At 34.1% G+C, this 26,744-nt stretch carries 21 protein-coding genes; 7 read left to right on the top strand and 14 right to left on the bottom strand.

Annotation, left to right across the window (positions count from 1 at the left end):
• Positions 1-56: 56 nt before the first annotated feature.
• Positions 57-722, top strand: coding sequence for an endonuclease III (gene nth / locus H2O64_RS22320; protein WP_187564464.1), 666 nt, complete (start codon positions 57-59; stop codon positions 720-722).
• A gap of 212 nt (positions 723-934) precedes the next feature.
• On the opposite strand, the gene H2O64_RS22315 is transcribed toward nth, so the two are convergent.
• Positions 935-1,516, bottom strand: coding sequence for an RNA polymerase sigma factor (locus tag H2O64_RS22315; RefSeq protein WP_187564463.1), 582 nt, complete (start codon positions 1,514-1,516; stop codon positions 935-937).
• Between the two features lie 306 nt (positions 1,517-1,822).
• Here H2O64_RS22315 and uvrA point away from each other — a divergent pair, with 306 nt between their 5' ends.
• Positions 1,823-4,603 (top strand): excinuclease ABC subunit UvrA, encoded by a 2,781-nt coding sequence (uvrA, locus tag H2O64_RS22310; protein WP_187564462.1) that lies wholly within the window; start codon positions 1,823-1,825, stop codon positions 4,601-4,603.
• A 141-nt stretch (positions 4,604-4,744) separates the two neighbouring features.
• Here the strand turns inward: uvrA and H2O64_RS22305 are convergent, their stop codons facing one another.
• Positions 4,745-5,827 (bottom strand): DUF3667 domain-containing protein, encoded by a 1,083-nt coding sequence (locus H2O64_RS22305; RefSeq protein ID WP_187564461.1) that lies wholly within the window; start codon positions 5,825-5,827, stop codon positions 4,745-4,747.
• A 400-nt stretch (positions 5,828-6,227) separates the two neighbouring features.
• Here H2O64_RS22305 and H2O64_RS22300 point away from each other — a divergent pair, with 400 nt between their 5' ends.
• Both H2O64_RS22300 and H2O64_RS22295 read left to right on the top strand, forming a co-directional pair.
• A complete protein-coding gene (locus H2O64_RS22300; RefSeq protein ID WP_187564460.1) occupies positions 6,228-6,899 on the top strand; it encodes a hypothetical protein in 672 nt (223 codons plus the stop codon).
• 382 nt (positions 6,900-7,281) lie between these two features.
• Positions 7,282-8,613, top strand: a complete 1,332-nt coding sequence (locus H2O64_RS22295) for a hypothetical protein (protein ID WP_187564459.1) — start codon at positions 7,282-7,284, stop codon at positions 8,611-8,613.
• Positions 8,614-8,706: 93 nt separating this feature from the next.
• On the opposite strand, the gene H2O64_RS22290 is transcribed toward H2O64_RS22295, so the two are convergent.
• The 6 genes from H2O64_RS22290 to H2O64_RS22265 all read right to left on the bottom strand — a co-directional run bounded on the left by H2O64_RS22290 (position 8,707) and on the right by H2O64_RS22265 (position 15,386).
• Entirely contained in the window at positions 8,707-9,465 is a 759-nt protein-coding gene (locus tag H2O64_RS22290; RefSeq protein ID WP_187564458.1) for a GNAT family N-acetyltransferase, read from the bottom strand.
• Positions 9,462-9,866, bottom strand: coding sequence for a nuclear transport factor 2 family protein (locus H2O64_RS22285; RefSeq protein ID WP_187564457.1), 405 nt, complete (start codon positions 9,864-9,866; stop codon positions 9,462-9,464). The genes H2O64_RS22290 and H2O64_RS22285 overlap by 4 nt, the downstream gene beginning before the upstream one ends.
• Before the next feature lie 4 nt (positions 9,867-9,870).
• Positions 9,871-10,959 carry a bactofilin family protein gene (locus H2O64_RS22280; RefSeq protein WP_187564456.1) on the bottom strand — a complete coding sequence of 363 codons (1,089 nt, stop codon included), beginning with the start codon at positions 10,957-10,959 and terminating at the stop codon, positions 9,871-9,873.
• Positions 10,960-11,215: 256 nt separating this feature from the next.
• Positions 11,216-12,502 carry a glycosyltransferase family 4 protein gene (locus H2O64_RS22275; protein ID WP_187564455.1) on the bottom strand — a complete coding sequence of 429 codons (1,287 nt, stop codon included), beginning with the start codon at positions 12,500-12,502 and terminating at the stop codon, positions 11,216-11,218.
• A gap of 11 nt (positions 12,503-12,513) precedes the next feature.
• Complete coding sequence (locus H2O64_RS22270) at positions 12,514-15,051, bottom strand: YfhO family protein (RefSeq protein WP_187564454.1); 2,538 nt, start codon at positions 15,049-15,051, stop codon at positions 12,514-12,516.
• Positions 15,052-15,134: 83 nt separating this feature from the next.
• A complete protein-coding gene (locus H2O64_RS22265) occupies positions 15,135-15,386 on the bottom strand; it encodes a DUF4834 family protein (protein ID WP_187564453.1) in 252 nt (83 codons plus the stop codon).
• A gap of 210 nt (positions 15,387-15,596) precedes the next feature.
• Between H2O64_RS22265 and H2O64_RS22260 the strand changes: the two genes are divergently transcribed.
• Positions 15,597-16,571 (top strand): transporter, encoded by a 975-nt coding sequence (locus H2O64_RS22260; protein WP_187564452.1) that lies wholly within the window; start codon positions 15,597-15,599, stop codon positions 16,569-16,571.
• A 30-nt stretch (positions 16,572-16,601) separates the two neighbouring features.
• Positions 16,602-17,720 (top strand): GNAT family N-acetyltransferase, encoded by a 1,119-nt coding sequence (locus H2O64_RS22255; protein WP_187564451.1) that lies wholly within the window; start codon positions 16,602-16,604, stop codon positions 17,718-17,720.
• Between the two features lie 115 nt (positions 17,721-17,835).
• On the opposite strand, the gene hisS is transcribed toward H2O64_RS22255, so the two are convergent.
• Positions 17,836-19,203 (bottom strand): histidine--tRNA ligase, encoded by a 1,368-nt coding sequence (gene hisS, locus H2O64_RS22250; protein ID WP_187564450.1) that lies wholly within the window; start codon positions 19,201-19,203, stop codon positions 17,836-17,838.
• Between the two features lie 173 nt (positions 19,204-19,376).
• On the opposite strand from hisS, the gene H2O64_RS22245 reads away from it, so the two are divergent.
• Positions 19,377-19,868 carry a hypothetical protein gene (locus H2O64_RS22245; protein WP_187564449.1) on the top strand — a complete coding sequence of 164 codons (492 nt, stop codon included), beginning with the start codon at positions 19,377-19,379 and terminating at the stop codon, positions 19,866-19,868.
• Between the two features lie 59 nt (positions 19,869-19,927).
• Here the strand turns inward: H2O64_RS22245 and H2O64_RS22240 are convergent, their stop codons facing one another.
• From H2O64_RS22240 to H2O64_RS22220, 5 genes are all read right to left on the bottom strand, one after another.
• Positions 19,928-20,941 (bottom strand): alginate O-acetyltransferase AlgX-related protein, encoded by a 1,014-nt coding sequence (locus H2O64_RS22240; protein ID WP_187564448.1) that lies wholly within the window; start codon positions 20,939-20,941, stop codon positions 19,928-19,930.
• 10 nt (positions 20,942-20,951) lie between these two features.
• Complete coding sequence (locus H2O64_RS22235) at positions 20,952-22,565, bottom strand: alginate O-acetyltransferase AlgX-related protein (protein WP_187564447.1); 1,614 nt, start codon at positions 22,563-22,565, stop codon at positions 20,952-20,954.
• A 10-nt stretch (positions 22,566-22,575) separates the two neighbouring features.
• Positions 22,576-23,970 (bottom strand): MBOAT family O-acyltransferase, encoded by a 1,395-nt coding sequence (locus tag H2O64_RS22230; protein ID WP_215907209.1) that lies wholly within the window; start codon positions 23,968-23,970, stop codon positions 22,576-22,578.
• 71 nt (positions 23,971-24,041) lie between these two features.
• On the bottom strand, positions 24,042-25,949 hold the full coding sequence (locus H2O64_RS22225; RefSeq protein ID WP_187564445.1) for a hypothetical protein: 1,908 nt from the start codon (positions 25,947-25,949) through the stop codon (positions 24,042-24,044).
• A 125-nt stretch (positions 25,950-26,074) separates the two neighbouring features.
• Positions 26,075-26,545 carry a DUF6495 family protein gene (locus H2O64_RS22220; protein WP_187564444.1) on the bottom strand — a complete coding sequence of 157 codons (471 nt, stop codon included), beginning with the start codon at positions 26,543-26,545 and terminating at the stop codon, positions 26,075-26,077.
• Positions 26,546-26,744: the final 199 nt, after the last annotated feature.

Below are 26,744 nucleotides of genomic sequence, written 5' to 3'. Positions count from 1 at the left end.
AGCGTTCTGTTTTTTATTACTTTTTAATGATTATTTTTGTATAAAAATACTGAAAAATGACCAAACAAGAAAAGGTTCAGTTTGTTATTGATACATTAGAAAAAATATATCCTGAAATTCCAGTTCCACTCGATCATAAAGATCCATATACCTTATTAATTGCCGTATTAATGTCTGCACAAAGTACGGATGTGCGCGTGAATAAAATTACGCCTTTGTTGTTTGCAAAAGCTGATAATCCGTACGATATGATCAAACTTTCGGTAGAAGAAATTAGAGAAATCATCAAGCCTGTTGGTTTATCGCCAATGAAAGCAAAAGGAATTTATGGTTTGTCGCACATTTTGATTGACAAACACGATGGAAAAGTTCCGCAAAATTTAGAAGATTTAGAAGAATTGCCAGCAGTCGGACATAAAACAGCAAGTGTTGTGATCAGTCAAGCATTTGGAATTCCTGCATTTCCAGTAGACACGCACATTCACAGATTGATGTATCGTTGGAATTTGACCAACGGAAAAAATGTGGTTCAAACAGAAAAAGACGCAAAACGTTTGTTTCCAAAAGAAAAATGGAACGATTTACATTTACAAATTATATGGTACGGTAGAGAATATTGCCAAGCGCGCGGTTGGGATTTGGACAACGATATTATTACCAAAACAGTTGGTAGACAGTCGGTAATTGATGCGTATTATAAAAATAAAAAGACTCGCAGCTAACGAGTCTTTTCCAAAGTTTAGTTGAGAAGCGTTTCAAACTTCATCCTTTTGTAATTAATAACACTTAAAGCCTTCGAATAGTTCAACAGAAAGCTGATTGTTTCCTTTTTAGGCGACATTTTTTTAATTTCAGGTGAACTCTTAATGTAATTTTTTGCCATACGGTGGTTTATTATTTAAAACAACAACGTATGTAATTCAGTATTATTGTGTTAGTTTGTTAAAACTATGTTATGTTTATCGATTACTTTCCTCAAATTGATCAATGCATAGCGCATTCTTCCCAAAGCAGTATTGATGCTAACGCCTGTTTTCTCTGAGATTTCTTTGAAACTCAAATCTTGATACATGCGCATTAATAAAACTTCTTTTTGATCGTTAGGTAATTCATCAACCAAGCGACGAACATCAGTTTCTACTTGTGTTTTGATGATTCTATTTTCGGCATTCAAATCGGTATCACTCAATACAGAAAAAATATTAAAATCGCCATTATTATCATATTTTGGCATTCTATTGTTCTTTCTAAAATGATCAATAACAAGATTATGTGAAATACGCATAACCCAAGGCAAAAATTTTCCTTCTTCGTTATAATTTCCCTTTTTTAAAGTTTTGATAACCTTAATGAAAGTATCTTGAAAAATATCTTCTGTGATATCTCTATCTAACACTTTCGAATATATAAAACTATATATACGTTGTTTGTGACGCTCAATTAGTTTCCCTAATGCGCACTCGTCACCCTTAATGTAATTAGATACCAATACTGAATCTTGCAGAATCTGTTTCATAGCAATACTTTTTTACGTGATAATTATCGAGGCTGATAATCTGTCTATATTTTTTAAAAAAGTATTTTTACGCTATACGCAGTTTTGTTTTGTAGTGTTTGTTAAAGAACCAAATATAACAACATTAGTTAAAGAAATGCAAATAAAATCTAATAATTTAACATTTCGACTGTATTTATTAAGCAAAATCGCCCTTTTTAAGGAAACAGACCTATAAAAAATACAGGGCACTTTGACTATTCTTTACTTCAAATTCATTTCAATTCGAGTATTAAAAGCAGTATCTTTGCAATTATTTTTTTCTCAATGATACAAGATCTCTCTACTGTAAATCCAAAAGAAAACATCATTATAAAAGGTGCAAAACTGCATAACCTAAAAAATATTGACGTGGTGATTCCGCGAAATAAATTGGTTGTGATTACAGGGCTTTCGGGTTCAGGTAAATCCAGTTTAGCATTTGATACTTTATATGCCGAAGGGCAACGAAGGTATGTAGAAAGTTTATCATCATACGCACGACAGTTTTTAGGACGTTTACACAAACCAAAAGTAGATTATATTAAAGGGATTGCGCCTGCAATTGCTATTGAACAAAAAGTAAATTCAACCAATCCGCGTTCGTCGGTTGGAACAACGACAGAGATTTATGACTATTTAAAATTGCTTTTTGCCCGAATTGGAAAAACCATCTCTCCTATTTCTGGCAACGAAGTAAAAAAACATACCGTTTCGGATGTCATCAATTATGTAAAGACTTTTGAAGAACGCAGCAAACTATTATTAATAGCGCCTGTAACGGTTCCGGAAGGTAGAAGCGCTTTCCATACAATTAAAGTATTGGCGCAACAAGGATATGCGAGAATTAAGAAGAATGATGAAATTTTTCGTATTGATGAAATCAACGAAGATTTTAAAGAAGATTTCTTTTTAGTGATTGATCGTATTGTGGTTGCAGATGATGAAGATTTCTATAATCGATTGGCAGATGCTGTACAAACTGCTTTCTTTGAAGGAAAAGGCGAATGTTATATTGAAACTGTAAACGATAAAAAAAGTATGCATTTCAGCAATAACTTTGAGTTGGATGGCATGAAGTTTCTTGAACCAAATGTACATTTATTCAGTTTCAACAATCCGTATGGCGCCTGTCCAAAATGTGAAGGTTACGGAGATGTTATCGGAATTGACGCCGATTTAGTAATTCCAAATACAGGACTTTCCGTATATGAAAATGCTATTTTCCCTTGGCGTGGCGAAAGCATGAGCTATTACAGAAATGAATTGGTCAATAATGCCTATCATTTTGATTTTCCAATTCACAAACCTTGGTTTGAACTCACGGAAGCACAAAAGAAGCTCGTTTGGGACGGAAATAAATACTTTGAAGGATTGCATCAGTTTTTTACTTTCTTAGAAGAGAAGAGCTATAAAATTCAAAATCGAGTGATGTTATCGCGGTATCGCGGAAAAACTAAATGTGCTACGTGTGAAGGGAAACGTTTACGATCGGAAGCAAATCATGTGAAAATTGGTGGAAAAACCATCACGGATTTAGTGGTGCTTCCATTAGATGAATTAATTGTTTTCTTTAATGAATTAAAACTCAGTGAACACGACACACATATTGCAAAACGTTTACTAAAAGAAATCAAAAACCGTTTGACATTTTTAACGAATGTCGGATTGGATTATTTAACCTTGAATCGGAAATCGAATTCACTTTCTGGTGGAGAATCGCAACGAATCAACTTAGCAACGTCGCTCGGAAGTAGCTTGGTAGGTTCTATGTACATATTAGATGAACCTAGTATTGGATTGCATCCAAAAGACAGCGAACGCTTGATACAAGTTTTAATATCGCTCCGCGATTTAGGAAATACGGTTATTGTCGTAGAACATGATGAAGATATTATGCGTGCTGCGGATGAAATTATTGATATTGGTCCTGAAGCGGGAACAAATGGTGGACATGTAGTTGCGTATGGTAATTATGAAACGATTTTAAAAGCAGATTCGCTCACCGCGAAATACCTCAACCAAACGATGAAAATTGAAGTTCCTCAAAACCGTAGAACTTCCAATCAATATGTGACGGTTGTTGGCGCACGCGAGAACAATCTTAAGAATATAGATGTTACCTTTCCTTTAAAGATGCTGACCGTAATTACGGGTGTTTCAGGAAGTGGAAAAAGTTCGTTGGTCAAAAAAATATTGTATCCTTCATTATTGAAAGAAACTGGCGGTTATGGAGAAAAAGCGGGACAATTCACCAAATTAGAAGGAAAATATAGTGATGTAAAACATATAGAATTTGTGGATCAGAATCCGATTGGACGTTCTTCGCGTTCCAATCCTGTGACGTACATCAAAGCGTATGACGATATAAGAGCGTTGTATGCAAGTCAAAAACTATCAAGCATACGAGGTTATAAAACAAAGCATTTTTCGTTTAATGTTGATGGTGGACGCTGTGAAACTTGTAAAGGTGAAGGACAAGTTACGATTGAAATGCAATTTATGGCAGATGTGCATTTGGAATGTGAAACTTGTGGCGGAAAACGTTTTAAGAAAGAAGTGTTGGAAGTTGCGTATGAAGGAAAGAATATCGACGATATTTTAACCATGACAATTGACGACGCCATGGATTTCTTTACAAAACACGATCAAAAGAAAATTCACAGAAAACTAAAACCATTGCAAGATGTTGGATTGGGTTATGTAACGCTCGGACAAAGTTCGTCGACACTTTCTGGTGGAGAAGCACAACGAATCAAATTGGCTTCATTTTTAGTAAAAGGAACAACGAAAGAAAAAGCATTGTTTATTTTTGATGAACCTACCACAGGATTGCATTTTCATGATATTAAAAAACTATTAAAATCATTTGATGCTTTAATTGAAAAAGGGCATTCTATTATTGTTGTAGAACATAATATTGAACTCATTAAATGTGCCGATCATATTATTGATTTAGGTCCTGGTGGTGGAAAAAATGGTGGAACCTTGGTTGCTTTTGGAACGCCTGAAGAAGTTGCGAAAAACAAAAAATCGTTTACTGGAGCGTATTTGAAAGAGAAGTTGTAATCTAAGGCAGTTTGAAAAGTCTTTAAAATTGTCATTCTGAATCTCAACGTACAATTTTCAAAGATTATGTGAAATTGAATCAAGTTCAATTTGACGTATACTGTTAATTTATTTCCATATTTAGACTGCTTAAAAAATCTTCTAATACAACACAAACGAAATTATCCACAACATTACAAACGTAACTGGCGCTACAAAAATCAAGTAGATAAACGAAAGAATACACGTTTTAAAGAAAGTTTTAATATATCCTTGCTCATAGAATCGCTTGAGACTTATAATCAAGTAGAAAAAGGTGGAAGCAATCACTAAAAAGTCAATCCAATCAGGAATATCTACAATATAATTAGAGATTAAAACGATACTTGCTGCCAGAAACATAAACGCAAAATAGTAGAAACTAAAGACCATGTGATGCGCAAATCGTCCGCGTTTTCGATAGAGTATTTTTAATAAAAATGCAAAGATTGGAATCAGGAAAAACATCGATATTGGAATGGTATCCATAAAAGCTTTCAAAATTCCTGCACCGCTATTTGCTCTAAATTTTATAATTTGTTTTCCAATAAATTTCGCAAACCAACCATCTGACTCTTTGTAGCCCATAACTTTGAGCATGTCATCGGTACTTGCGCCAATTGCGTCTAATGAATCTAGTTTTTTGGTATCAAAATTAAATCCAAATATTTTTCCATTAATCGAATTTTCATTTTTTGTCGCTGTAGAATCATTTTCGAAGTTCGTATCCAATAAGTTTTTCACTTTAGCTACTGCCAAGCTATCATCACCAGTCATATCAGCAGCCTGCATTTCTAGTGCTTTTGATAAAGAATCCTTCACGCGATTGACATCAGCCATAATCGCCTTCTCTTTGCCAAATGAACTTTTAAGTGAATCGTCAACTTTCCGCTGCAATGGACGTGTAGCAACCGAAAACAAAAAGAAAAATACAATAGAAGCAAATAAGTAAAATTGTGCAGGATGCAAATACATCAAACGTTTTCCGCTTACATATTGTTTTGCCAAATATCCTGGTCGTATTAATAAGGGAATAAAACTTCTAAAAAACCGCGCATCCACCGAAAAGTAATTCATAATGGTGTTATGAAACAACAAACGCATGCTCAGCTTATCATCTACTTTCTGTCCGCAATTTGGACAAAAGTTGTGATAAGATGTCAATGGATAGTCGCAATTGGGACACTGTTTTGTTTCGGTTGACATAGGTTTTTATAGTTGGTTGCACAAAGATGCTAAAATCTATTCACAATTTGCGAATACATCATCAGTCAATCTATACTCATCTAATCATTGTTTTTATTTGATTAAATGTATTCTAAAGTAACTCATAAATTTTTTAATGACATCATGATTCTTTAAAAACTAGTAAAAAATTCGTTTTCAATTCATTAATGATTCATGCTCATCAGTACTAAAAAACATCCGATTGTTACATTTTTCGAGTTACATCTTTAAAAATAATCAAAAAATACCACTCTTGAAACACCATTTAAAATATTGATAAACAATTAATTACATTTTTGGCACGCAAATTGAAATTAACTACAGCAAATAGCGTCCGCCGAAAAGCTTAAGAGTAGGCATAACCCTAAAAGTATACAATATGAAAAATTATTACCTTTTATTCGTAGGATTGTTACTTAGTGTAACTGCTACACAAGCAAATGAAATGAGCGACCAATTTGATGGAAGCGAAAACGGGTTAACCAATCGCTATCGTTATGCACAACCAATTCAGTTTGTAGAACGAGGTGTTGAATTTTTTATTTTCCAAAATGGAGAATTCGATTTTAACACACATCCAATTACGTACAGTAGAACACGAAGAGGTTCGGTAAACACAACTTATGGAGCACCAAGAGTTCGTACGAGAGGAAATCGTAACAACACTAGAAATATTGGAGTTCGTGTAGAGCATGATTATAACGGAAGAGTTCGAAGAATTGGAAATTTATTTATCAATTATGACAGACTTGGAAGAGTAAAAAGAATCGGATCTATTTATATGCGTTACCACAGAAGACATGGAAAAGTAACACAAATTGGTGGATTGCATTTAAAATATAGTCGTAGAGGAAGATTGATAAGACAAATTGGAAATGTAAAACCGATAGCAAGTTGTGCTTTTTGTGGAACAACCAATTGTACTATAAATCATGGAAATGTACATATTGATGACGATTTTCAAAATGGACATGATCTACCTGCAAATGATGATGATTTATACTATTACAGAAATAATGGTAAACAAAAAAAGATTAAAAAAGGAAACTAAATCATTAGTTACTATATACTACAAAACCTCGTGAATTCATATAATGATTCACGAGGTTTGTTATAGTATAAAGAAAACGCTCCAACTATTTCTTCGCTGTATATCTTAGTATCCAAAAGCTATAAAGAGCAACTAAACTACAAAATTTAAGGTTATATCAAACGATTATAACTATTTTCCCTTATGCAATTAGGTTTCGGTAACAGCACTACTATATTGACGCCTAAAGTAGTCATTAGCAATTACTTTACAGTATGGAAAAACCATACTTTATAGCGGTTATTTTGCTTATTTTCAAATTTTATTTTCAGTTTTATAAAAACCTTTCTAAATTCTTGGCACGTTGTTTGTTTAGTATATAACAACATTAAAACCATACGTTATGAAAAAAATATTAATCGCATTCACAGGACTATTCTTCTTGGTAGTAAGTACTACCGAAGCAAAACGAAGCAACACTTCAACAATAGCTTCATACAACGGAAACGAATCTATTTCATTTGTGGAAGAAGGCATTACTTTCTCAGTATACAACGATGGAGAATTTGATTTCTTTATCAATCGTCTACAAAACGGAGTAAGTGCAAACATAAATGCTGCTGGCGTTAATATTTCATTCAATTCAGGATTTGATTACAATCCATATATTCAATATGATGATTATGGTGCAATTGTTCAAATTGAAAACACACCAATTTTCTACGATTATTACGGAAGAGTATATAGAGTCGGAAATGTTTTAATGAACTATGACGGATTTGGAAACTTAATTCAAGTTGGAGGATTATTCATTTACTATGATACCTTATTACGATTTTCACATACTAGAGGTTACATCAACCCATTTAACAGATATTCACAACGTACTGCATTTTACAGAAATGTATTTTTCAGACCAGAAATTAGCTTATGTCTCGTAAACATAAGACCATACAGAAGGTTTTACACACCAATTCGTTACACCTATTGCAGTCCATATAGAAACAATTACAGATATAGATATGCAAGAGCTAGAATTGGAAATGTATATCGCAGTGCTGCAAGAGCAAACACAAACAGAAGAAGTGTATACAGAAACGACCGTAGAGTTACTCGTAGAAACGATGCTAATGTGTATAATACTAGAAGAACGGTAACACGTACAAATACAAACACAAGAAATACACGTTCGGCAATTTCAACTCGTAACAATACCAGAAATCAAAATACACGTTCGGCAGTTACAACTCGTAATAATACTAGAAATCAAAATACGCGTTCGGCAGCTACAACTCGTAACAACGTAAGAAGTACGACGAGAAACACACGAAACAATACAATTGCACCTAATGTTCGTACGAGTCCTAATAACACTAGAATTGACAGAAATACGACAAGAACGCAACGCACTAACAATGCAAGCGCAAATAATACAAGAACAAACACAAGATCTACAACACGTAGTGCTTCTACTAGAAATGTAACACCAACACGTTCTACAAGAAACGTAACGCCAACTAGATCGACAAGAAATACTAACAATTCGGTTCGCACCAACAGAAATTCATCAAACAGAAGAACTGTTGCAGCGCCACAAAGAAGCAATTCTTCTTCTAGAGCTACACGATCATCAAATCGTTCTTCGCAACGTAAAGCGACAACGACACAACGATCAAATCGTTCACAAAAAAAGACAACTAGTAGAAAACAAAGAACTGCTAGAACAAGAAGCTAAAATATAAGTTGTTTAGTTATAAAAGAAAACCTTGCTTCATCGTAACAGATGAAGCAAGGTTTTTTCTTTTATCAATATTTGATATCAAAATCGTTATGTAATATTGAGTTCTTTTTTTAAAATACTTCTGAATCGTGTAGCACTCAAATAATGGTCGTCTAATAATTTTCCATCATGCAAAAGATTGAAAACACCAAAGCCAGAAGGCGCCATTTTTGCTTCCTTTACTGTGTTTATTTTTGATACTTTTAAATCTACATCATAATCCATTGCAACATTTAATATTGCTACAACTGATTTCTCGCTCCAAGGGCACTGATCCGCATAGAGCAAGTGCCAACCTTTGTATTTTTTTTGTTGGCTTGTCCAATCATGAAATTTCGGTTTTTTAGCATCTTTGTTCCATGTTTTAGATAAAAGCTCAAACCTGTCTTTTGCATCAATTTGCTCAAATCCATTTTTCTCAAAAAGGCTTTTATTCGCAAGCCAACCACCTTTGCTTGTTATTACACATACACCATCCATACCTCTGGCCCTTGCTTCTTTTTCGGCTTCTTCAATAAGGAGTGAGCCATACCCTTGACTTCTCTCTTTTTTAGAGTAAATATAAGTACAATGAATAAACATATAAGTATCAGCATCTATAGGTCGCCATGCATTTTTGGCTGGAACATATTCAATAAAGCCAATCATCTTGTCTTCATCGTTTTTCAAGATTTTTATTCTTAAACCTTCTTTATGACGCTTTTCAAACCAATTAACTTTATCCTTAAATCCTTGTCTTTTGGTGTCCTTTATACAGAAGAAAGTCTCTCTTTCCGCATTTTCTGGTGTAACCTCAACTAGTTTCATTGTTTTTCTTTTAAAGGTTTTATCATTTTTGCTGTGCGAACAATCGGGATGTCCCAAGCTTCTTTAATTTCACCTTCCATAATACACCATACTACAATAGCGTCAATTTCCATTGGTTTGCCGTCCAATAACATTGTGTCTTTAACATGTGCAATGACTATTTCATCTCCTATAGGAGTTGCAGATATGGTATTTACCTTAAAGGAACCACTCGTGCGACCTGCTAATTTTTGGAAAAAATCCATCAAACCAGAGAGACCAATATAGTCGCCTTCAAACTCGGGCAGCTCAGGATTAATATAATGCCAAATAAAATCTTTGGCTAACACCTCAGACACTGTACTCGGATTTGCTGGGTTGAACCTCTTTAAAATACTGATATTTGGATGTTCTTTATTCATGATATTAATTTTTAACTAGCTGCTTTTTAGAATGAATTACCTTCAAAGTCAATGCTCCATAAGTAATTGACAGAATGACCACAGAAAGGAATATACCCACAAAAGGTATTATTGTAAGCAAACGCAATACAATAGCACACACTAATGCTAGGAATGTAATACTCCAAAATCCCCAATTCCTGTCTTTTTTATACTTGATATAATAAACGACTAGTAAAGCAGCGATTAAATGACCAAAAAGAAGACTAAATATAAATATGACCGTTGCGAAAAGTCCCAAAGGAATACCTATAATAATTAACAAAGCAAGGATAATTAATAATGGAATCCCAAGTAAATAAATCAATCCAAAGCCAAAACTTTTGAGCCAATTATTCTCTATACCTTCAACAGCATTTGAAAATGCATTTCTAAAGAGCGCGTGTAAAACCAAAATCATTAGAAATGATGACAATATATAAAAGATCCATAATGAAAAGGAAGCCGTGCCAAAAGTAGTTAAAGATAATTCTGATTTTTCTTTACCAAAATCTTCATTAAATTGAGCTTTAGTGTTGATCAACGAATTACTAAAATCTATTTCTCCATCGCTATTCCAATACACAACTTCCTTGTGAAATTTGGCATTTGCACCAATAATGATATCTTCCCCTATTATTTTTGAGGTTTCTTTTATAGTTCCATTAATAAGAACGTCATCTCCTTTAATCTCAAGCTTTCCAATGACGATGCCATTCATTTCAATATTCCCGGCAAAACAAGTAAGGTTCCCGTGTATTATAGCATTTTCAGTGAGGATAACTTCTCCACCAAAAACATATAAATCGTCGCCAATTTCTGAGTCAATAGTAGTTCTTCCAACCGCTATACGAACGTCATCTGCTACATAACCGTTGATAAATAATTCTCCTCCAGCTGCTGTCAAGTCTCCGTTAATACTATCATTAACAATGAGTTTTCCTCCTGCGATCACCAAGTCTCCCTGAATCACAGCATTTACTTTGATCGTTTCTCCAGCGCGATAGGTGTCATCCTGCTGTGTCTTGTCAATTAGAATATCACCTTCCTTCTCTGTTTGGCTAAAAGAGACCATTGAACAGAGTGCAATAAGTAAAATAGTTGTCGTTTTCATTAGTCTTAAGTTTTTGGTTTATAGACTAAATCTACTAGATGTCAGCTATTTAAAAAATGACGTAGGTCATGAAACACTTTTTTTAAGATTCCTATTCTTACAAAAAATATGGTGGTAAATAGCGTTAGTTATTGCTACAATAAGTATTGCATTTAATAATGAAACTATGTTTATACTTCAGAAAAAGAAAAAAGCAACCTAAATATATCTTGATTGATCACGAAAGCTTGTGAAGCAAATCAGCTAACTTTTTAGTCAACGCTTTTCGCGAATATTTCTGCAATCCAATAGGTGAAGTCTGCAATTGTTTTGTCTTAAACGCTTCATAATACGCTACAATTTCCGCTTTGAGTTTTTCTTTTTCAGTATACAAAAAGTACCTTCCTGTATTGGTTTCCTGAATAATCTTAGAAATATCGGCATCTTTTGGTCCGATTCCGATAATTGGTCGCTCCGCAGCCATATATTCAAATAATTTTCCAGCTATAATTCCCTTTGTTTTTTCGGCATCAATCTCAATGACTAACAATACTTGCGAGGCACGTTGCAATTGCAATGCTTTTTGATGTGATACATAACCGAAATAAATTGTATGATTGCTCAATCCGGCTGCTGTAATTTTTCGCTGAATGCGATCGCTTACTACGCCCGCAAACTGCAGTTGAAAATCAGTTGCAAAAGTTGCATCAGTTTGAATTAATTCGGACAAAACTTCCCATAAAATCTCAGGATTTCGCTCAGAAAGTAACGAACCTATATGTGAAATTGTGAACTTTTCATCTAGAGAAGTTTTAGCATGTTTTTCAACGTCATAACCATTCGTAATCACTTCAATAGGTTGTTTTGTAAGGTTTAGAAATTCTTCGCGTGTAGTAAAACTTGTCGTTACAATTTGATCTGCCGTTTGTAAAACCTCAGCTTCAAGTTTATAATGTTTCCGCTTCGATTTTTTAGTCAATTTCAATTCCTCATGATAACCAATCGTTGTCCAAGGATCTCTAAAATCAGCAACCCATTTTATAGGCAATTGCTTTCGCAGTTTAAGTCCAATTAAATGTAAACTATGTGGCGGACCCGTAGTAATAATGGTTTCAATAGTATGTTCAGTGATGTATTTTTTTAGAAATTTCACAGAAGGTTTCACCCAATATTTACGGGCATCTGGAATAAAAAAGTTTCCACGAATGTAGAGTAACAACTTTTCAATAAGCGTCTGTTTCTCTTTCGCAATAATACCCTTGCTAATTTTCTTTGTTTTTTTCTTCGAGAATAAAGTCGCGAATGCGTAAGGCTCAATAATCGATTGCTTCAAAATCGTGATATCTTTCGGAATATCATCCGAAAACGTTTCGTCAATAATTGGGTAACTCGGATTCTTTGGAACATACAAAATTGGTTCAATATCGAAATCACGTAAATACTTTACGAACTTCAACCAACGTTGCACGCCAGGTCCACCAGCTGGTGGCCAATAATACGAGACAATGATTACTTTTTTAGCCATAATTAGGGGAATTATGCTTTCACTTCTCTCCTACGCTTAAATTCATAATATAGCGCTCCGAGAATCAATAACACTAAAATGATGGTACTTGTTAAAGAGACCGCTATTCCTGTGCTTACTATTTTTGGTTCAAATTTAAAATCGATGGTATGTTTTCCTGCCGGAACTTCTAAAGCTCTCAATACGTAATTCACACGATAATGTGGAACTAATTCCCCATCAATATACGCGTTCCAACCATGTGGATAATGAATTTCAGAAAACACGGCTAAACCAGCAGCACTATTTTCAGCAGTATATTTTAATTCACTTGGTAAGTATGAAATCAGTTCTATACTAGACAACGAATCTTTTCCGTAGGTTTCTTTTAAAATTTCTGCGGCAACTTGTCCTTTTCTAATCACAGCTTCTTCTTTAGTGTCTAAACCAAAAAGTGATAGCATTTCTTCATCGGCAGTATCAACAACATTTAGTTTTTTCACAAACCAAGCATTTCCATTTGGATACGGATTAAGCAAGGCTATTGCGCCCGCGCCAGCCTGATCTTGTTCACCATCTAGGTCTTTAATGATGTATTTTACATTCATCATATTAATCACATTGATGTTCCGCGCGGTTACTTCAAATTTTTCATTTCCATGATCTAAATAGAAATCGTATAACTCTTGAAACTGTCGTGGTTTGGCTGCATGATAACCACCAAGTGTATTGTGAAAGTATGCAGTTCGCGAATTTGCCATGCGTAATCTCGGTTCAAACACGCGGTAATGTCCTTTATCTTGTAAAATTTGTTTGTCTACTTCAAGTGTTCTATACGGATGTTCAAACTGTGCTTTTGAAACAAATCCTTCCGTAGATACATAATGTCTTGCAATGCTTACTAAGTCAAATAATAACAATCCAACTAAAAGAACAATGACAATATTTTCTTTTAATTTTTCTTTGATAAATGACCAAACAACTACTGCTGTTGCTAGAATTAAAAGTAAAGAACGAATCGCATCTTTTGTTAATATCGCTGATCGATCTTCACGAATAATCTCCATCAATTCTGGTCCGAAAATAGCTTTTTCATAATATTCATCGCTCAAACCAACAAAATCAAACAATGACGATTTAAACAGCATAAAGAATAAAATGATTCCACTGAGAATTGCAGTACTTATATATACTGCTTTTTTCTTTTTTTCAATAGCAATTTCCTTATTGAACAAGCTGGCTAAAGCCAACACTCCTAAAATAGGAATACATAATTCTAAGATAACCTGGATAGAAGAAACAGCTCTAAATTTGCTGTACAGCGGGAAATAATCAAGCATGAAATCTGTTAGGAAACTGAGATTTTTCCCCCACGATAATAGCAATGACATTAAAATTCCGCCAACAAGCCACCATTTTGCTCTACTTCTGACCAAAAATAATCCTAAGAATGCCAAGAATATAATGACGGCTCCTATGTATGCTGGTCCAGCAACAATAGGTTGTTGTCCCCAATAAGCTGGAATATTCTTTACAATATCTTTAGCCTGCAAAGCAGGAATATTTCGTTGTAATAAAAACTTATACGTTTTAGAATCTGTTCCTAAATCTTCGGAATTTGCACCACCCATAAATCTCGGCATCAACAAGTTGAACGTTTCCATTTTACCGTAACTATATTCGGTAATATATTCTTTAGAAAGTCCTTGGCGTTCTTTTTTTGAACCATCAGGATTGATGGTTAATTCACTCTTTCCACGCATACTCCAATCAGCGTATTGCTTGGTCGTTAATAAGTTTGTACCGTTGACGCCAATTCCTAAAACTACGGCGGCTGATAATAATCCGACTGCTTTAAAAAAGTGTGGTAAATCGTTATTTTTAAACGCTTTCTCAAAATAGTTCTTAGTAAACTTAAACGGTTTTTCTTTGCTGAATAAGGTGCTGAAGAAATATACAATTCCTAATACAATTACCAAAAGCATCAAATAATACGTCATTTGCGGATGCGCCGTCATAATTTCCAACGACATGGCGACTGCGGTGAGCAGAAACCCCCAAATATATTTCCGCTGAAATGTTAACAGAATTCCTGCCAAAACTAACGGAAAGTACGCAATTGCATGTGCTTTGGCGTTGTGTCCAACGCCGAGAATAATGATAAAATACGTGGAAAACCCGAAGGCGACTGCACCGAGAAAGGCGAGTTTATAATTGACTTTCATCACGAGTAGCAATACATAAATTCCTAAAAAATAGAGAAATAGATAATCTGCTGGGCGCGGTAAAAAACGAAGTGTACGATCGAGTGTTTTAATGTATGAATGTGGATAACGTGCTCCAAGTAAATACGTTGGCATTCCGCCAAAAGCGTTGTCTGTCCAATACAATTCTTCACCTGTAGCTTCACGAAATTGATTTTGTTTTTTTGCCATTCCAGCATATTGAACAATATCGGTCTGTTGAATTTTTTTCCCTTGTACTACTGGATAAAAATATGCCAAAGACATCACAACAAACAACAACAATGCTACTGCGTGAGGAATTATTTTTTTGAAATCTATATTCACTTGATGTAGTTTTTTTTAGCGTGTAAAGTAATAAAAGCAATATACTAAACCTTTTTGGAAAGGTATTTTAAATGACTGAATTGTTAGTCAACTTCTTCAAAATCTATATATTCACCTACATTTTTAGATGACTTTGTATCTGGCATTTTATCAATACTAGTTTCGCCTTCTTTGGTACGTTGTTGATTTTCTGCATGTTGCTTGAATTGCTCAGAAAACTTTTTCTCAGCCTTCTTAGCTACGTAACGTATCATTACTGGTGCGAATAATCTAGCTAAAATCCGTAATCCGTAAATGACTAGAATGATTATTGCTATTGTTCTAAGTACTCCCATATTATTCTGTAACGTATATTTTTTCAAAAATACAATTTATACAGATTTATTATCGGTTTTACTAGATAAAAAACTATAATTTTATGTAGTTTTGAATTTAACCTATTAAAAAATAAGGTGAAACATCGCTGCTTGAATTTTAAAACCAAAGCAAGTTACTTATATCGCTGTTTCACAAGACTCATACAAAAAACAACAACATATAGACACATGAAAACAAATTCTTTCTTTGCAGTCCTTAGTTTTTTATTTTTATCCACTTCTGCCTTTGCGCAGTATACGGAAGTCATCAATTCTAACCGTCCTGGTGCTTCTATTGGTGCTTTTTCTGTTGGGAAAAATGTAATTCAATTTGAAGGTGGTATGTTTGTAGAGCAGCAAGATCACAAGAAACTAAATACGGAAGTACAAGCTTTTGGACTTGATTTCGCATTGCGTTATGGGCTGTTTAAAGAACAGCTAGAAATTAGTTGGGAAGGTTCATACCAGTTTGATACATTTACGAGTAATGCAACAAATCCAGCACAAGAGTTTAATAGAAACGGCTTTTTATCACATACTATTGGTGCAAAATATATGGTGTACGATCCGTATATTAAATCTTCACAAGAAAAACCTAATTTACTAAGTTGGAAAGCAAATAATTCATTCCGTTGGAAAGATTTAATTCCTGCAATTGGTGTGTATGTTGGTGCAAATTTTATTTTTTCAGACAATCCTTATTTTCCCGCTACGGAGCCTTCAGTGAGTCCTAAAGTTACGTTAGCAACGCAAAGTCACTTTGCAGGAAGTTGGGTTTTTGTTTCTAATATTACCTACAATCGAATTACTTCAGATTCAAAAGAGTTAAGCTATACTTTATCACTCACGCATGCCTTTGACAATCCAAAATGGTCTGCTTTTGTAGAACATCAAGGAATTGATAGTGATCAATATGCAGATGCTTTGTTTAGAGCTGGTAGTGCTTATTTATTAGGTGACGATTTTCAGTTGGATGGCGGAATTGGCGCAAGTGTGAAAAATACACCAACACGTTTATTTGCTTCTATCGGAATTTCATATCGATTTGATGATTGGCACGTTGATGAGCTTATTCCTATTGACGAGCAAGATCCAAAAGGTGAAGATCCTAAAAAGAAAAAAGACGAAGATGAAGATGAAGACGACGGAGACGACAATAACTAGATTCCTTTTCACTAACCAAATTAATGATTGATGATTGACGTACGAGAAGTAGCCAATAAGAAGGAATTAAAAACTTTTGTAAAATTTCCTTTTGGTCTCTATAAAGGTTCTAAATATTGGGTTCCACCAATTATAAAAGATGAATTAGAAACGTTTGACAAAGATAAAAACCCTGCATTTTTGGATGCAGAAGCGCGCTTTTTCTTAGCGTATAGAGGTGGAAAAATTGTAGGTCGTGTCGCAGCTATTGTCAATTGGATAGAAGTAAAAGAACAGAAACTTTCCAAAATGCGTTTTGGCTGGTTTGATATGATTGATGATCTGGAAGTTTCAGGTGCTTTACTTGCTAAAGTGGCAGAAATTGGTCAAACGCACAAATTAGAATACATGGAGGGTCCGGTTGGATTTTCAAACTTAGATAAAGTGGGTGTGCTTACCGAAGGATTTGATCATATTGGAACGATGATAACTTGGTACAATCATCCATATTATGAAAAACACCTCATTCATCACGGACTCGTTAAAGAAAAAGAATATTTAGAAAATAAATTTCCGTTTGAAAACGTAAAACCGAAGTTCTTTGAACGCGTTCAAAACCTAGTCAAAAAGCGGTATCAACTGCGCGAACTCAATTTTACCAAGACAAAAGACATTATGCCGTATGTAGATCAAATGTTTGATTTATTCAACGAATCGTATGCGTCATTGGCTTCTTTTGTTCCGATTAATGATATTCAGAAAGCATATTTTAAAGAACGTTATTTGAATTTTATCAATCCCGAATTTATAAAGTTTGTCGTTGATAAAGATGATAAATTAGTCGCTTTTGCAATTGTAATGCCATCCTTTGCGGAAGCTTTGCAAAAGATGAAAGGGAAATTATTTCCTTTCGGGATTTTCCACTTATTGAAAGCGCGAAAAAAACCAAAAAACATCACATTCTACTTAATTGGCGTGCATCCGGAATATCAAAATAAAGGATTAACGGCAATTCTATTCATGGAATATTACCTCACATTTACCGAAAAAGGGATTGAAACTTGTATCCGAACGCCCGAATTGATTGAAAACACAGCCATTCATCAACTTTGGAAACATTTTGAACCTGTAACGCATAAACGCCGGAAAACATACAAGAAAAATCTGTAGATTTTTTTTAGATTGTTAGATCGCTCTGCTTTTAGACTCGTTCCCGCGTAGGCGGGAATCTCTTGGATCGCTTCGCTGTTAGACGAGTTAGCTTTTAGCAAAAACACTTTTTAATTTAAAACGCCGTCAACACCTCATCAAAAGGAACTTCTAATTGTGTTCCGTCTTTCATGTTTTTTACAATGCACGTATTGTTTTGGAGTTCGTTGTCTCCGATGAGAATTACATACGGAATTTCGCGTTTGTTTGCGTAATTCATTTGTTTTTTCATCTTAGCATTATCAGGATACAATTCGGCACTTTTTCCAGATTTACGTAAAATTTTGATCAATTTCATTGAAGCAAGCGCTTCTTTTTCTCCAAAATTAGTACACAATACATCTACGCTGTCCGAAACCGTTTTTGGGAATAAACCAAGTTCTTCTAAAACCAAGTAAATTCGATCCAATCCAAACGAAATTCCAACACCACTCACATCTTTCAATCCAAAAATGCCTGTTAAGTCGTCGTAACGTCCGCCACCGCCAATAGAACCCATTTTTACGCCTTCTGGAGCCGAAACTTCAAAAATAGCGCCTGTATAATAATTCAAACCTCTTGCGAGCGTAATATCTAAGTCTAAAGTTGTTGTCTGCAAACCTAATGTTTCTATTGCTGCAAAAACAAACTCTAATTCGGCAATTCCTTGCATTCCTTGCTCAGAAGTAGAAAGTAAATTTTTTAACTGATCTAATTTTTGGTCTAAGTTTCCAGAGAAACCAAATAATGGTTGTACTTTTTCAATCGCTTCCGCAGAAATACCTTTGTTAAGCATTTCGTCTTTTACGCCTTGTTCGCCAATCTTATCAAGTTTGTCTAACGCGACCGTAAAATCGATTAATTTATCCGCAGCTCCTATCACTTCCGCAATTCCCGAAAGGATTTTACGATTATTTATTTTGATGGTTACACCTTCCAACCCTAAGTTTGAAAATACGCTGTCATACAATTGCACAAATTCCACTTCTTGCCATAAGGATTTTGAACCCACAACATCTGCATCACATTGAAAGAACTCTTGAAATCTTCCGTGTTGCGGTCTGTCAGCACGCCAAACGGGTTGAATTTGATACCGTTTAAAAGGAAATGTAATATCATTTTGGTGTTGTACCACATAGCGTGCAAACGGAACTGTTAAATCATAACGCAATGCTTTTTCAGAAAGTGAATTTGAAAAACGTGCTAGATTTCCATCTTCCAAGGCTTTCAAATCAGCTTTTCGAACCTTTTCGCCAGAATTCAAGATTTTAAAGATCAAACGATCACCTTCTTCTCCATATTTTCCCAACAACGTGCTGGATTTTTCAAAAGATGGTGTTTCAATTGGTTGAAATCCAAAGCTTTGAAAAGCCGTTTTTATGATGTCGAAAATGTAATTACGTTTGGTAACTTCTATCGGAGAAAAATCTCGTGTTCCTTTTGGTATGCTAGGTTTCTGTGCCATGATCTTGTATTGTGGCGCAAATATAAGTCTATTTTAGTTTTTGTGTAAATGATAGCGCATAGATTATTATGCCTAATTGATAAAGTACTTTTACTCAGTGTACATTATCGTTTACGAATTACTTTAAATTCGATGAAAAGTAATGCATAGATTTGATGAAAAGTAATGAAAAAATGAAAATTATAATATGCACACTTCTAGTATTTGTTTCAAGTATTAGCTATTCCCAATCACCTGCTCAAGTTAAAGTGTTATTAGATAAAATTACAACTGTAACAAATTCTAAAAACATTATAAAATCTAAAGAAGCCAAAAAGCTTATTTCTTATAATAAAAGAATTTTACTATTACTATCTTTCAATTTTGCTGATGATACAAAAACTAGTGTAGTATCAGATTGTTTAGATAGAAAACTAACAAGAGGAGAAATAGCAATGATCATAGCTGATCATATTGACAGAATGCCTTATTTTCAATTGACAGGAGTTCAAAATTGTACAGTAACCTTCTGTGTGGAGAATCCAAATTTTATCGAATACTATTTCTGGTGGTTAAAGACATCATCTGAAAAAGTGATCTTTAGAAATAAATATATCACATACATTGGAAATGGAGAACTTATTGAACCGATTCATTATCCTGAAATTAACGAAAAACAACATTAAACTCATAATCCAAAAGGTTGTAAAATGGATCGCTTTGGGAGAGAACGAACGTAATCTATTTATTTCACCACAGGAACTTTACGCCAGCCATTTTTAGATTCCGAGAAATCTCTTGCAGCAAAACACCAAATAATAACTTTCTTCTTCGCAAGCCATTCAGCGTCTTTTGCTTTTCTGTATAAATCGATTCGGACAGAAGATGTTCCTGAACCTTTTACACCAATTAAATCAACGTTTAAGCCTAATTGAGCTGCTAAGTTATCTGAAAGTCCAGCGTTTTCGGCTAACATATCACCTCCCGAATGGAATATTAAAGTGTGACTATCGCCAATGATTAATACAGGAGAGTTTTTATCGGTTGAGGATGATTTATCAAAAGTATTTAAGCTAATTTTTTCTTTTGGTACATTTAGATTTGAAACACTTTCTTTTAAATCACCATCAATTAAAATCGTTTTTTGAACTGCTTTTTCTGTTTTTTTGACTCCTGAATAGTCTTTGTACCATTGCTCCTTTTTGATGTTATTGCTAAGAATTTTAGATGCTACATCAATTCCTTGTGGATTCCAATGTGAATCTTGTTGGCAATAGGTATTATTTCCATTCGCAGTAGATTTCGTGAATTGAGGAAAAAGGTCTATGACTTCTACTCCATTATTGGCAAGTTCAGAATATAGATTTTTATAATTCGTATATAAACTTTGATTCACTTTTACAGAAGCATCAAGTTTATTTGCATTGACAATCGCTTTCGGCGGAACTGGCATTAGGTATAATTTTATGCCCAGTTTTTTGAGTTGATTGTTGAAATCTACAATCGCAGGAATTGGATCTTGTCGATCAGGATTTGGGCAAACCGAAGTTTTCGCAGCATCAGTTCCATAAAATTTTCCTTTTGAGATATGCGCTAATTCATTCGCTAAAAACAACCAACCTTTTTCTCCAACAATTGTACTACTTGAAGCATTGGTAACTTTTTCTTTACATATTTCCTCAAAAGCTGTTTGATTTTGATTGTTGGAAGAAATCCACAATCCGATACTTAATGCAGCTATGATAACTATATCTTTCATCTGTTTATAATTATTTTTTGATCAAAATTCCCCAACATGGATCGGCTAATGATAATTCGTCGTCTTGTAATTCAGAACGATTTATAGAACCAAATTTGTCTGTATAGTCATTCCAATTGTATAGTTTTAATTGAATTTCTTGTCCATTTCGCAATCGTGCGGCGTCTGTCCAACTATTATTTTCCATACTCGATAAATATACTACCGATTCTCCTAAATCCTTTCCTGTAGTCAAATCTTTCAAATCAGTAAGATGTATTGCAACCAAATGATCTTTGTACGGAACTGTGCTTGGCATCGGTACTTTACTCGTTTCTCGCACAATTCCTGTAACCGTAACAGAAGTCTTTTCTTCAGGAATAAAGTAGTTAGAAACGTACTCTTCATTCAGCGTCAAATCTAAGATTTTCCAATCGCCAACAGACAATTCGCGCGCAGCAAATTCCCAAATTAAAACTTTTTTTCCTTCTAATCGATCTCTACCGCGTTTCAATTCATTAGAAAGCGCTAAACGTGTTGCATACGCTCCAGCATCGTTCATGATAATTCGATCTATTGGTTTGCGCATGTTTTCACTTATATGCTCAGAAAGTCCCGCAGAACTTCCCCAATTCATTCCTTCTAAAGAATAGATGTTTGAATAACTATCGCCCAAAAATAGTATTTCTGATTGCGTTGAAGGTTTGAATAAAAAGTTGTCTTCCAAAATCTGTTCTATTTCTATAGCTTGAGGATTTACAAAATCGTTTTTATCATGAATATTTAGCATATCCACAATATCTCCAAAGTTCTGAACGGTTGCCTTTTTAATTGCATACTTTGTATTTCCTTTCGGGATGGATAAACTGTCTAATAAGTTGCTTATTTTGTTTGAAACTATTTTTACAGCTTCAGGTGACCAATGCGTATCATATTTTAGAAAACCAGAATTTTCCAGTTGTTGATTTTCAAGCAATTTGAATGCATCACAAACAATGATTCCTTCATTTTCTAGTTGCTTGATGAATGCTGTGTATGATTGATTATTTAACGCTTTTTCTCCTTTTTTAAGCACAAATGATGCTTTTGGCGGCGCTGGAACAATAATGAGTTGTATGTCTCTTTTTGTTAGTTTTTCCTTGAAGTCCAGTATCGCTTTTACAGGATTTGGCTGTACATTTTCTAGCTTCCGTTTTTTCAATTGTTTTTCTTCTAAAAAACCTGGTTGCGTTAAGTATTGATTTGAATTTTTATAGTAAAAATTATCTTTCGAAAGCCTCGCTTTTTCATTCCCAACATGAAATATATTGAGCAATCCAGCTTGTGTAATTGGGATGAGTGCTTTGCGAAATACAGAATTCTCTTCTATATCTGATTCGTATGTCTTTATATTGCTTAATAAACCATCATTGAAATCAGTTGCCTTTTTTAAAAAACCAGCAGAAGCTTCCACTATTTGATCATTTTTCATCGCTACGTTTGTTGCAACTGCTTCATTTTCGCCAAATATGACTTGAATTACAGCTGCTGAAACGATGAAAATCAAAAAGAATGCCAAGAGTATTTTTTGATTCGTTTTAGAAATATCAGTATTTCCAATTTCGATCATTGCTGTTTCTTCTCGCGTCATTTTTTTATTTTTCATAGTCATCGATTTAAAAAATAAAGTATATGAATGGATTAAAATCTTGCGTCACTAATGCCATTACAGAAATCATCATTAATAACATGATCCAAACTGATTTTGCTAAGGTTATTTTTTTTGTAAAATCCCACGTCTGTGGAAATTTCCAAACAACAATTCCCGCTAGGAAAAAGCTGAATATATAATAATTATTTAGGATTAGTACATTGTTTACGAGATCTGCTTGTGAATTCGTGTTTCCACCAAACATCGATTGAATATAGGTGAGTGCGCTTGGTAAATCGCTTGCTCTAAAAAATACCCAAGTAAAAACAACGATGATGAACGTACTAATTATTGCAACGAATTTTGGCAATTTTTGATAAAAAGCCTGTTTATTAGCGAGTCTTTCGAATGCTAAAAACGATCCGTGAATGGCGCCCCAAATGATGAAATTCCATGAAGAACCGTGCCATAATCCGCCAAGTAACATCACAATCATTAAGTTTACGTAGGTTCTGCCATTTCCTTTACGGTTTCCGCCCAAAGGAATGTATAGATAATCTCGCAACCACGTTGATAAAGAAATGTGCCAACGTCGCCAAAACTCTGTAATGCTTCTTGATGAATATGGCGAATCGAAGTTTTTCGCAAATACAAATCCTAACATTAAACCTAATCCAATTGCCATGTCTGAATAGCCGCTGAAGTCAAAGTATATCTGAAACGCATACGAGATTGCGCCATACCAAGAATTTAGAAAGCCAACATCGACCGAATCAAAACAGACATCTGCTATTTTTCCGCAAGGATTGGCTAACAATACTTTTTTTGCCATTCCTAAGCAAAAGAAAGCAATTCCTCTGGAGAATTTTTCAAGCGTATGTGTTCTGTGTTTTAGTTGATTTGAAACTTCTTGAAACCTGATAATTGGTCCGGCAACCAATTGTGGAAACATAGATACATAACAAGCAAAGTCAATGAAATTTCGAATTGCTTTCGCGTTTCCGCGATAGATATCAATGGAATAACTCATGCTTTGAAATGTGTAAAAACTTATTCCAAGCGGCAATACAACATTGATGATACTGTTGGATTCAATTCCTTGTAATCCAATGAATTCAAGAAGTCCGTTATAGTTTTCTACGGCAAAATTGAAGTATTTAAAAAACACCAATAATGACAAGTTTGATATTACCGAAACAGTAACGGCTATTCTTTGTCGTTTGGTTCTGTCAGCTCCTTTGACTAAGGTTTTGATGGGTTTCTTCCAGTTTTCTCCCCATTGTTCCGAGATGAATAATCCGCAAACATAATCAATTATGGTGCTACCAATCATCAATAGCACAAACGCCGGATTTGCCCAGCCGTAAAAGACATAACTAATGATGGTTAAAGTAAGATGTCTTAATTTCTTTGGAGACACATAGTACAGCAATAGTACTATAGGCAGAAAATAAAAGATAAAAAAGTAAGAGCTAAATACCATTTATAATTCTATTTAGGCGCGAGAATACTAACGCTTATTTCTTTGATGAGCTGTTTCCGTTTCACTTCTCTGAATGATATTGTAAATTCGTTACTTTTCGTGTTCTTGTCAATTTTGAAATATACATTTTCATAGAAACCATCTTTTCTATCATTTGAGCGTAGAAAACTTTTTTCTTGCCCATTATAGTTGACATGAATTTCTCCATATCCTATAGATTTGAATTCGAAAGATATTTTCAAGATATCATTCTTACTGAGTTTCATATCATTAGGTAACGCTACTTTTATGTCGCCAACATTAGTTTTAACATAAACTTCTCCACTTGCTAATATGTTTCCGCTTTTTTCAACTTTGAAAGTTCTTTCGTTGCCAGGTGTTGGAAAAAAAACGAAGTGTTTATACCAATTATCTTTATTAAATTTAATGATTTCTTTTTCCTTGTAACTATCATTATTTATACTTGCCGCTAAGGGTATTACAGGAACCGTTCCTTGAAAAGATTGCGGAAGCGCAACGTATATCATTGCTCTTCTATTCTCTAAGTATGATTTTCCTTTTTTGTAAATTAAGCGTCCAAGTCCAATGCCACCGCTTCTGTAATATACATCAGATATAAATCCGCTTTCGTGGGTAAGATAATGTGGAATACTTCCGCCTTTTGCAATAGATGGATACGCTAAAAACGAATTCCCTATGAGTAAAAAAGGAGATTTATTTTTATCATATTCTAATTGAATCATGTTTCCAAAACTATCTTTAACCGTCTTGTATGAAATTAGTTTATCGGGAGAGAATACTTCATTTCCTTTTGGCCATTTATATTGTTTTCCGCTCCTAACTCCTATGGTATCTTTTAAGTTCGTTTTTATTTTAGGGATAGTTTCATATTCAGGATATCGTTTTAACAGCTCGTTTATTTCTTTGGCAACAATCCGCGCGACTGGTTCCCCTGGATGTTTTTCTTCAAAGTCATTATACCAAAACATCAAAGGATACTTTTTACGTTCTTCGATCAATTTTGGAAGTATATCAACAACTTCAATTCCGTTATTTAATAAATCCGAAGTGACTTTCATTGCATACGGATTCACCACGTGATCTGTAAGTTTATCCGAAAAAATAGTTCCCGAAACTTCTCCTTTGAAAGGTATTCTAACGATGATTAGATCAATATTAAATTGTTTTAGATACGCATTAAAGCTTGTCATTGCTTCCACAAAATTCCCTTCATTGGAATCTGCATATGCTTTTCCTGCTGAAAAAAAAGAATTTTCAACCCATTTTGATTCCTGAGCTTCTGTTGCTTTTGCATATTCCGCCTTAAAATCTTGAATATCTTTTTCCCATTGTTCCCAAGTTCCACCGTGCGAATTTAATAGTTTGTCAATTCTTTTGATTTCAGATTTGATGTTTCGTTTCCGAATTCGATTTACTTTTCTATTAATTGGCAATATTGATATCGTTTCAACTTTTTTATTTTTTGTAACGATATCTTTTGAATTTATATTCTTGGAATATTTTTTAATTTTTGTAGCGTTTACAGCGTAATAGACCTTTATATCAAAATCATCTATTTGATCTACTAATTGTGTTTGACGAATTTCTGAGCTGGCTTTTTCAAAAGGAATCAAGGTAATTTTAACCTTATCACCAATTTTAAATTTTGCAGTTTTCACAAGTTTTCGATTGACAACACCTTTAAACACGACACTTATCCGTGTATCTTTTGAATCTGAATGTATGTTGAGAATGGTGGAATAGTTGCAATCAGGGTAATCCATTTTCTTAGGATTTGGCAACTTTGAAATGAATTCAATTTCTCCTTCTAAAATAATCTCTGAAGAAGCGATATTTTGTGCATAAACATTTGTGAATAGTAGAAAGTTTAAAATCAACAAACATTTTATTTTCATCACATCCATTTCAGGTTTATTTACTTTATGGCTTTTAGCTTTATTTCTCTCGAATATACAACAAAAAAATAATTTTCATTTATCTCATACTAATTTTGAGTACTGTTCGATATAATGCACTAAATCTACGCCATCATCGCTTGAAACCATTGAAATAATTGTCCTTTGGTAATGTTTGATCCTTGCTGTATCAATGCAAATTTGTCTGCGTTTCGATCGGCAGAATAGGCTTTGTTCGCGGTTAGTATTTCCACTTCTTCTGTAGTGTAGTTTTCACGCAACCAAGCAAAACCTTCTTTGGTTGTAATGTCGATTTCTTCTATTAGAATTTTTACGGCAATTAATTTCATTTCGTTTTCACCCAAGTGAAATAAATACAGATGTTGTGGCGAAATGTTTTCCAAATACGTTGCTTGTGTCAATACACCTTCCCAAACTAAATCACTAAAAACATCTATTTCTTGCTCAGCAACAGCTGGTTTTTCAGTTTTCAAGCTTGCCCATTCGTCTGCTGTGATGGATTGTGTTGCCAAAAAATTAATGAATTCTTGGTGTAATTCTACTAATTGTTCTTTTGTTAATCGCGTGTACTTCATGACTTTTCAAATAAATGCGCTCTGTTTTTTTAACGAACGCGCAAATTTACAATTATTACTAAGTTTTCCATAAAAAAGAGGTCGTCTAAAAAGTAATTTTTAGGCGATTTTCTTTTTGGTCTAATTTTGTTTTGATCTCAAGCTTTGATTAATTGAGATTAAAAACGGTCACAATAAAAAAGCGAAGTTAGTTTACAGT

Source organism: Kordia aestuariivivens (assembly GCF_014397005.1).
Taxonomy (GTDB): Bacteria; Bacteroidota; Bacteroidia; order Flavobacteriales; family Flavobacteriaceae; genus Kordia; species Kordia aestuariivivens.
The sequence above is the reverse complement of the archived record's forward strand: the minus strand, read 5'-3'. Positions and strand labels throughout refer to the sequence as shown.